A 9227-nucleotide genomic window follows, 5' to 3' on the forward strand; every position below is an offset into this window, starting at 1 on the left:
CTTTTCAGGTAAAACAACTGAGTTTGGTATCATAATTCCAATTTTCTGCTAACACTCTTAATTTGCCTAATATCAAATTTTTCCTATCTATGAAAAGCTAGAACAAGTAACAAATGCTTGATTAATTATTTCTGATATTTGCTACTGCTTATAGATAGAAATTATGCTGTTTTGTTTTCGTCTTTGTTACTCTAAATTTTTTAGAGCTTATAACCTCATACTTGATATTTTTTAAACTCTCAAACTTTTAATAACGATGCAAGGAAAGTTAAGACAGTTAAGAAATTTTGTATTAAAGCATAAAAGCAATTTATATATTTTTTAGAATTTATAGTTTTTACTTATTAAAATAAATTAATTAGGACTGACGCATAAAAACGAAAAATCAAGAGTTTTGGCGAGGGTGCAAGGGTACAGGGTATAGGGGTGTATATATCTAAAAACCTTACGCCACACACCCTTACACCCAATCTTCATAGACAATCTTTGTGCGTAAGTCCTGTTAATAAAAAATAGCTTACTCAATTAAGCCTGGCAAACAACAGTTAACTAACATTCAATTAGCCATTTTTTAACTGAAAAATCGGTAAAAATCTTAAACCATAAATTAGGCACTAACTAAGTTATGGTTTAAATGCTTAAGCTCTGGTTTAAAGTCCTGTATTAACTTGACTTCTCTTAACTAAACGCTTGGCTTTTCCTTCACTACGAGGTAAGCTCTGTGGTGGCATCAACTTGACTTTAGCAGTTATCCCTAAACGATGTTCAATGTTAAATATTAATTGCTGCTCTAGCTCAACAAGTAAAGTTTGTTCTTGCGAAATTGAATTACAAACTTCAACCCAAATTTCAATATCATCAATTAAATTGATATTATCGTCAATCACAATCTGGTAATGAGGTATAATCCCAGGTAATCTCAATAAGACATCCTCAATTTCCGCAGGAAATAAAGTTTTATCTTTTATTCTAATTAAATCGTTAATACGACCCTTAACACGATCCATCCGGGTCAGAGTTCGACCACAAGCACAAGGTTGATAAAATAGGCGTGTAATATCACCAGTTCGGTAGCGAATTAGGGGTGTAGCCTCTTTAGTAATGGTTGTTAATACAAGCTCTCCATATCTTCCTTCTTCCATTTGTTCCCCTGTTTCTGAGTTAATAATTTCTGGAATAAAGTGATCTTCGTAAATATGCAACCCAACTCGATGAGGACACTCATGAGCTACCCCAGGGCCAATTACTTCGCTTAGTCCATAAGTATTATAAGCTACTATATTCCATCGTTTTTCAATGTCATCTCGTAATGCTTCACTCCATGATTCAGCACCAAAAATCCCCGCAGCCACAGACAATGAACGTAAATCAATACCTTCTCTTTCTGCCACTTCACCGATAGTGTATATGTAGCTAGGAGTACTCAATATAATGCCACTGCTAAAATCTTGTAAAAGTGTTAAATTCCGTTGCGGTGAGGAGCCAGAAGCCGGAACTACTGTAGCGCCGATGCGTTCAATACCGTAATGAAAACCTAACCCACCAGTGGCAAGACTGTAACCGTAAGTGTTCTGGACGATAATCCCTGGTTCTGCACCACTAGCGGCTAATGCTCGTGCCGTTAGTTCCGACCATAGGTTTAAATCGTTATGAGTATAACCAACTACTGTGGGTTTGCCAGTAGTACCAGACGAGGCATGAAGTCGAATAATTGAATCCATTTGGACTGCAAACATTCCAAATGGATACTGTTTGCGTAAATCAGCCTTAGTCGTAAAAGGAAGCAGGGAAATATTTTCTACAGACCGAATATGACCAGGATGTATGCCAATAGCATCAAGTTGTTGTTTGTAAAAGGGTATGTTTTCATAAGCTCTTTCTACACATTTTATTAGTCGGTTTTTCTGTACTTCATATAATTCTTCCCGTGGCATGGATTCATACTTGCGATTCCAGATGTATGGTTCAAGAACTAATTTATTCATTGTCCTTAGAAAATGTTTTAACAGTCAAACTTGGAATATCATTTTCGTAAGAAAAAAGACAAGGACAGTTAAGACAGTTAAGGAAATATTTCACAGTTTTTTTAAATGTTCAGTAAGTCGATGCAATAAAACCAAACTATAGGACTCATATTTGATTTATGAAAAAAATCAATACACCCAGATCAGCCGTCTTTCCTACTCCCTACCTACATAACTAGATTCAGAAATCAAATCGGATTCCTATATATAAATAAAAGTAAATAAGGCTCAAACCCTTTCTCCCCCTGCTCCCTGCCTTATTCTAATAATAATTATTTACACCGACCTACTTAATATATGTTCCAGGTATCGCTTCCCCAATCCCTCCACTCAGATTTACCTCTCACTGCCCTTGCACCCATGCAAGATGTGACAAATCTCAAGTTTATGAAGGTCATTGCTCATTACGGCAAACCTGACTACTTCTTCACTGAATATTTTCGCGTCAATGAAACATCACGGCTTAATCCCAAGATTCTGGCATCTATCACAGAAAACGATACTGGTCGCCCTGTTTTTGCTCAAATGATTGGTGAAAGCATTCCTGATTTAGTCCGAACAGCAAAGGAACTCTGTGGTTATAATATCGCTGGAGTTGACTTAAACATGGGTTGTCCCGCACCGAGAATCTACCGTAAACAAGCTGGAGGTGGATTGCTACTTGTGCCAGAAAAAGTAGATCGCATTTTGGCTGAACTCAGACAAGCAGTTAATGATCGACCTTTGAGTGTCAAAATGCGCTTGGGCTTTGAAAATAGCGATACTTTTTTCCAAATTCTAGATATCATCAATCGCCACAGTATTGATTTGTTGAGTTTACATGGTCGCACGGTAAAAGACAGATACCAAGGCCGGGTAAATTACGCCTTGATTGCCCAAGCGGTCAGACACGTCAATTGTCCCGTCCTGGCTAACGGAAACATCTACTCGGCAGCACAAGCAATGTCGGTGCTTGACCAAACAGGTGCGGTTGGTGTGATGGTAGGCCGTTGGGCAATTGGTAATCCCTGGATTTTTCATCAAATTCGCCAAGCATTGCGCTCTGAGCCAATTACGCCTGTTCCTTTAACAGAAGTACGCCACTACATTGACCGTTTATACCAAACTCCAGAAGCACCCAATATCCCAGAACGAGCGCGTATCGGCTACCTCAAACTATTTCTCAACTACATTGCTCTCAGTGTTGACAGCCAAGGTCATTTCCTGCGGCTAATGCGACAAGCGCAGACCGAAGTTGAACTTTTTCAGATATGCGATCGCTTTTTGTTGGCTGACCCTGCACAGACTTTAGCCTTAGCTCCTTTAATAACCAAAGACTTAACCTGACTGTTCAAGATAGGGATTAGGAAATTGTATTTGAGGAGCTTAAAGAATGGAAACCTTCTGGCGACAAGAAACGGTCGAATCTAAAACATACATTACTCATTACTCATTACTCATTACTTTTAAGTGGCAGTTGTTTTGCGAATAGTAGCAGCAGTAATACGATCAACCAATCCTGGCACAATTAGCCTTGCCCAAGGTAGTATCTTACCCTTCAAAGTCATGATATGTTCTCGTTTACGGCGCTCCATTGCCCAGATAATTTGACGCACACACTCTTCCACCGGCATATTGCCTTGGCTTTCATCACGCGGACTTTTACCTAATGGTTTTCCATCTGCGCCCAAGGCGCGTTGGCGAATATCTGTGGCGACAAAACCCGGCGAAATAACCACTACATCTACTCCTGTTTGCTGCAATTCCATCCGCAATGTATCAAAGAAACCTTGCATAGCATGTTTACTAGCAACGTAACCTGTACGAGTGGGTACACCTGTTTTGCCGCAAATGGAAGAAATTGCCACCAATAGTCCTCGACTGGCTTTCAAGTGGGGCAGGGCATAATGAGTACAGTAGACAGCACCCAGATAGTTAACCTGCATTACCCGTTCAAAAATTGAAAGATCAGTCACTTCATCAAAGCAAGTCAGCATTCCAATGCCGGCATTGTTGATTAAGATATCAATCTTTCCAAACTTAGCGATCGCTTTTTCCATCAACTGCTGACAAGCTTCTGGTTGAGTGACATCTGTTGGTACTGCAATCACCTCCGCAGAATAATTTGTACAAGCACTCAGCGTTTGTTCTAATCCTTCTTGATTGCGAGCAGCCAAAACTAAATTTGCACCCTGTTGGGCTAACGAAATTGCCAGCGTTCTGCCAATTCCAGCCGATGCACCCGTGAGAACAATGGTTTTGTTAGCAAATATCACTTTGTGTCCTTTGCGGTTTGATAAATTAAGCTTTTCGGGAATTTTTGCTCAGTACTCAGCACTTGCAAACTGGGAGTATATAGCAGTTCTTACTTGCTTGTAATACAGTTGGAACCCCACCCCGCATTTGCTGACGCAAACGCTCCCCTCCCCGCTTGCGGGGAGGGGTTGGGGGTGGGGTTGAAATGTACCTCATCCAACCAAGAACCGCTATAATTTCACCATCTGACATCCTTATGTGTTTTCTTGAGGAATCATGATCGTAAATGTCGTACCTGTACCTACTTTACTTTCTACGATAATTTCTCCTTGATGTAGCTCTACACATTTTTTGACAACTGCTAACCCTAACCCTGTTCCAGCAATATTTTCAACATTTTGGCATCGGTAAAAAGGCTCATATATTTTATGTTGCTCTGCTAATGGAATCCCAATTCCTTGATCAATAACTTGAAAAGTGATCAATTCCGCCTCAGATTTTAATTTTAAATCAACTGCGGTTTCGTTATTTGAATATTTGATAGCATTTAATAACAAATTACTGAGAATAGAATACAAGAGCTTTTCATCAATATTGGCTTTAAAAATAGAACCCCTTTTTTGAAATCGGATCATATTTGCCTTTTTAGCAAAAATCTGTAAATCTTCTACTAAATTTAAACAAAAATTTTCTAAATTTATCACTTGCAATTTAAAATCCAATTGACCTGCTTCGGCTCGCGTTAAAATTAATATATCCGTTAATATGTGATTCATGATTTTAGCAGAAGATTGAATACGAAAAATATTCTTTAAATGCTGTTCATCTACTAAAGTTTCGAGACTTTCTTTTAATAACTGTGATGAAAGTAAAATTATACTTAAGGGTGTCCGAAATTCATGAGAAATCATAGAAAATAATTGAATCTTTAAATCACCTATTTTCTTTTCTTGAGCTAAAGAAAATTCTAAGGCTCTAATTTGCTCACGTTTAATCCATTGCTTTTCCAGAATTATACATAAGCCAAGAATTATGATTAAAATTAAAAATGTTGTAAAAATTTCTATAAGAATTCGGAAATAAATACTTTGTTTTGATTGTTCTAACGAATCTTGGAGATGAGTTTGTTCTTCTGCTTTAATCTCTGCCATGACCTGCAAGATTTTTTCTCGAATCTGAACACTTCTAACGGTAATACTATTTTGGATTAACATTGACTTTTTATCTTTTTGGTAAAGTTCTATAGATTGCTCCAACAGAGATAATCTTTGATTGACTAATAAATTTAAACTTACCAATCGTTTTTCTTGACTCCCATAAGAATGTATTTGTTTTTGTAATATTTGCAGTTGAGAGCGCATATCTGCCTTTGCGTGATAATAACGCTGCAAATCCTGACTACTACCTAAAAAAATATATCCTCGTCTAGCTGATTCTGCGGCGGTCATTGCGCCATAGAAATTTGTCAAAGCATTGAGAGTTTGATATGTCTGCTGCACCCTGTTAGCTCCAGATTTGATTTCATCTGTGTTTTTCAACGAAACAAAACAGATAATTACCATCAGCAACAGGGTTAAACCAAAACCTCCCGTAATCCATTTTCCTGGGAAAGTCCATTTGATCAATTGCTGAGTCATAGATTGAGTTAAACAATAGTTACTTATACATGATAAATTTAAGGCATTGCTGATATATTTGCCTGTTACTCAATAAAAGATCAAATATGCGGATTTTAGTAGTTGAAGATGATATTCAACTCGCAGAAGTACTAGCAGAAGCACTCAACAGACGACAATATGTGGTGGATATTGCCAAAGATGGAGAAGCCGCTTGGAACTCTACACAATCCATGAAATATGATTTAATAGTCCTGGATATCACCTTGCCTAAGCTAGATGGAATTAAGTTTTGTCACCAATTACGTACTGTCGGCATAAACAATGCTGCACATCGTAATGCAACTATACCAGTGTTAATGTTAACAGCCCGTGACACCGTAGCTGACAAGATTGCTGGGTTAGATGCTGGTGCAGATGATTATGTAGCCAAACCATTTGATTTAGAAGAGTTAATGGCTAGAATTCGTGCGTTACTTAGACGGGGTAGTTCCAGCAGCACAGTAAGTCTGTTATGGGAAAAATTATACCTCAATCCCAGCACCTATGAAGCTACTTACGATGGCTATCCCTTATCATTAACTCTCAAAGAATATGCAATTTTAGAATTACTGGTTGCTAATGGTAGACGAGTACTAAGTCGTTCTAGCATTATTGAACAAGTTTGGTCAGTTGATGAATCTCCTGTTGAAGAAACAATCAGATCCCATATTCGGTGCATTCGACAAAAGCTGAAGGCGTTAGGTGCAGCAGAAAACTTCATTGAAACTGTTCATGGACTAGGATATCGCTTGAAATAGTCATCATGATGCTCATCTCATCAGCAGCGTTGAAAATTTAGCCATGATTATCTACACGAATTATACACAAACTCTACACGAGGGTTGCACATCAATATAATATTATGATGTTTGACCTTAAAAAGATAAATATCAAATTCAATTTTTAAGTATTGAATTTGGTATTCAATTGTTTCTATTTAATCATTTATCAGGGTTCATAAAATTTACGTGATTTGGAGTCATTAAATAAAACTGATTTGACTAAGCTTATGAATAAATGTGACCGTGGTAGTGGTAGATATTACAATCGGATTTTAATTAATTGAGCTTTGTTCATCTATTACTTTCCGAAATTTTTAAATAAGCTAATAAAAACCTCTATTTTCTCTGTAAGAATAATTACCACTATCCTGTAAGTTTGCTGTTGTTATAAATTTTAGTTGGCAAATTTAGTACAGCTTAGTGTTTGATTAGCTTGCAAAGATAAAGGTTTAGTAAGTAGTTAAACATAATTAATTACACAAAGTCATTGCGAATGGAGCGAAGCGAAATGAAGCAATCGCAAGGGCTGGGATTGCTTCGCTTCGCTCGCAATGACTGTAATTAATTTTGCGTGTTTACTTATTGCCTTTAGGTTTTTATTATTTTTGTGTTTTCCCTTATTTTTAAAAGTAAAATCCAAGATTACTTCTGTGTTTTACAAGGACTGTGGCTGAGGTAAATGGATAGAGTCAGTTTTGTGCAGATGTCATAACTGCACATACTTGTTTTTTTGTTAAATAGTCCTAATGAAAATTATGAATAGCCCAAAAGTTAAAGGCTCGAAAGATAAAGCACTCTTAAAAAAGAAAATCCTTTCTGTGTTAGCGATCGCTATTACTGCTATTTTTTCTATCGGTGTGATAGTTGGTGGTTTTCTTGACAGAGAAGTGAAAGCACAGTCTGTTGATGCAACTCTACCCAGTAGATTCGGCCGGATGTTTCGTAATCTACCACCCTTTGCGCCACCCAGCCCGATTGTTAAAAATGCTCTGATGGAAATGGGTAAACCAGGGGGTATCTTAGATGCTAAAGACAATTTAGCCGCAGGGCCAATAGCTCTCATTACTGATCCTACTCTCAACGTTAACAATCCCAACAACCCTACCCATACAGCTGGTACAACCTTTATGTCCCAGTTTTTGGATCTTGACATAACCTTTGATACGACATCTCGACTAGGCCAAGTAACACCTCCAGTCTCGGCAACAAACTCTCGAACCGCAGCCTTTGACCTTGATAATATCTACGGTTCTGGGCCGATAGGTTCGCCAAATCTATACGACCCTCAAGATCCAAGTAAACTGAAACTTGAAAGTGGCGGTTTGTTTGAAGATTTACCGAGAGATGCAAACAATCGAGCGATTATTGCCGACCCACGCGGTGATCAGCATCTCATTATCAGTGGATTGGTAACTGCGTTCTATAGCTTTCACAATCATCTGGTGGATTTAGTTAGATCCCAGTCTCCTAATATCTCGAACGATGATGTTTTTCGTCAGGCTCGTCAATTGACCACATGGCACTACCAATGGACAATTCTCCATGAATTTTTGCCCCTGGTAGTTGGTCAAGATATGGTGAATGACATCTTAAAAAATGGGCGTAAATTTTATAATCCCTTGCCAAATAGAGGATTTATCCCGGTTGAGTTTCAAATTGGTTATCGTATCGGTCACAGCATGATCCGGCCTTCTTACCGAGCTAACTTGGCTGGTGACAATGGCAAGCCCTTCTTTGCATTCATTTTCGATCCTTCTCAAGAGGGAAAACCTGATCCAGATGACCTCCGTGGTCGAGCAAGAGCAGCACGACGCTTTATTGGCTGGCAGACATTTTTCGACTTTGGAGATAATCAAGTCAGACCGAATAAATTAATCGATACGAAAATTTCTAGCCCACTGTTTAACTTGCCACTTCAGACTATTGGTTCCGGTACTCCTCCGACTTCACTTATCCAACGTAACCTGCTCCGACACCTGACTTGGCTACTACCATCTGGTCAAAGCATCGCGCAGAAGATGGGTGTACCTGTACTTAGTAAGTACGACTTGGCAGAACTGCGGAGTATTTACCCTACCTTCGACACCTCCACACCGCTTTGGTACTACATCCTCAAAGAAGCTGAACTGAAAGAAAAAGGCTTGCATCTAGGCCAAGTTGGCGGTCGGATTGTTGGTGAGGTAATTATCGGTCTGCTTCAGGTTGACCCAAATTCTTATCTCAATGTAAATCCGTCTTGGGTACCGACTTTACCCACCAAAACTGGTAAACCTCAAGATTTTCGGATGACTGATCTCTTAACTTTTGCTGGTGTAGATCCGGCTAGTCGTGGTCAGTGATGTTATTCAGGACTGACGTAAATGTCACAATTGCTGGTTGGTGTGTGACGCAACGAGAAGATTTGAACGTAGTCATCTCTCAAGAAACACATTGCGTTGAGTCAGAAATGGGGGTAAGTTCCAAACCAAAAGCCAAAGCTTTTTTCTTGAGGTTGTTAACTACACGCTCTCGATACCGTTGCTCATAAG

General features: G+C 38.7%; 6 protein-coding genes. 3 read left to right on the forward strand and 3 right to left on the reverse strand.

The window, feature by feature from the left end; all coding sequences use genetic code 11:
• Positions 1-650 precede the first annotated feature (650 nt).
• A complete protein-coding gene (locus H6G28_RS14210; RefSeq protein ID WP_190671512.1) occupies positions 651-1985 on the reverse strand; it encodes a phenylacetate--CoA ligase family protein in 1335 nt (444 codons plus the stop codon).
• Between the two features lie 336 nt (positions 1986-2321).
• Here H6G28_RS14210 and H6G28_RS14215 point away from each other — a divergent pair, with 336 nt between their 5' ends.
• Entirely contained in the window at positions 2322-3350 is a 1029-nt protein-coding gene (locus tag H6G28_RS14215; protein ID WP_190671514.1) for a tRNA dihydrouridine synthase, read from the forward strand.
• 119 nt (positions 3351-3469) lie between these two features.
• Here the strand turns inward: H6G28_RS14215 and H6G28_RS14220 are convergent, their stop codons facing one another.
• Positions 3470-4279 carry an SDR family oxidoreductase gene (locus H6G28_RS14220; RefSeq protein ID WP_190671516.1) on the reverse strand — a complete coding sequence of 270 codons (810 nt, stop codon included), beginning with the start codon at positions 4277-4279 and terminating at the stop codon, positions 3470-3472.
• A gap of 234 nt (positions 4280-4513) precedes the next feature.
• Positions 4514-5896 (reverse strand): sensor histidine kinase, encoded by a 1383-nt coding sequence (locus H6G28_RS14225; protein ID WP_190671518.1) that lies wholly within the window; start codon positions 5894-5896, stop codon positions 4514-4516.
• Positions 5897-5982: 86 nt separating this feature from the next.
• On the opposite strand from H6G28_RS14225, the gene H6G28_RS14230 reads away from it, so the two are divergent.
• Both H6G28_RS14230 and H6G28_RS14235 read left to right on the forward strand, forming a co-directional pair.
• Positions 5983-6675, forward strand: coding sequence for a response regulator transcription factor (locus H6G28_RS14230; RefSeq protein ID WP_190594010.1), 693 nt, complete (start codon positions 5983-5985; stop codon positions 6673-6675).
• A gap of 779 nt (positions 6676-7454) precedes the next feature.
• Complete coding sequence (locus H6G28_RS14235) at positions 7455-9038, forward strand: peroxidase family protein (RefSeq protein ID WP_190671520.1); 1584 nt, start codon at positions 7455-7457, stop codon at positions 9036-9038.
• Positions 9039-9227: the final 189 nt, after the last annotated feature.

It is taken from the genome of Nostoc sp. FACHB-190, assembly GCF_014696905.1.
Classification (GTDB): Bacteria; Cyanobacteriota; Cyanobacteriia; order Cyanobacteriales; family Nostocaceae; genus Nostoc_B.

Bases quoted from the DNA above. Each gene is read 5' to 3' on its own strand.
- H6G28_RS14230 (WP_190594010.1), top strand. From the start codon at position 5,983: ATGCGGATTTTAGTAGTTGAAGATGATATTCAACTCGCAGAAGTACTA.
- H6G28_RS14225 (WP_190671518.1), bottom strand. From the start codon at position 5,896: ATGACTCAGCAATTGATCAAATGGACTTTCCCAGGAAAATGGATTACG.
- H6G28_RS14215 (WP_190671514.1), top strand. From the start codon at position 2,322: ATGTTCCAGGTATCGCTTCCCCAATCCCTCCACTCAGATTTACCTCTC.
- H6G28_RS14210 (WP_190671512.1), bottom strand. From the start codon at position 1,985: ATGAATAAATTAGTTCTTGAACCATACATCTGGAATCGCAAGTATGAA.
- H6G28_RS14235 (WP_190671520.1), top strand. From the start codon at position 7,455: ATGAATAGCCCAAAAGTTAAAGGCTCGAAAGATAAAGCACTCTTAAAA.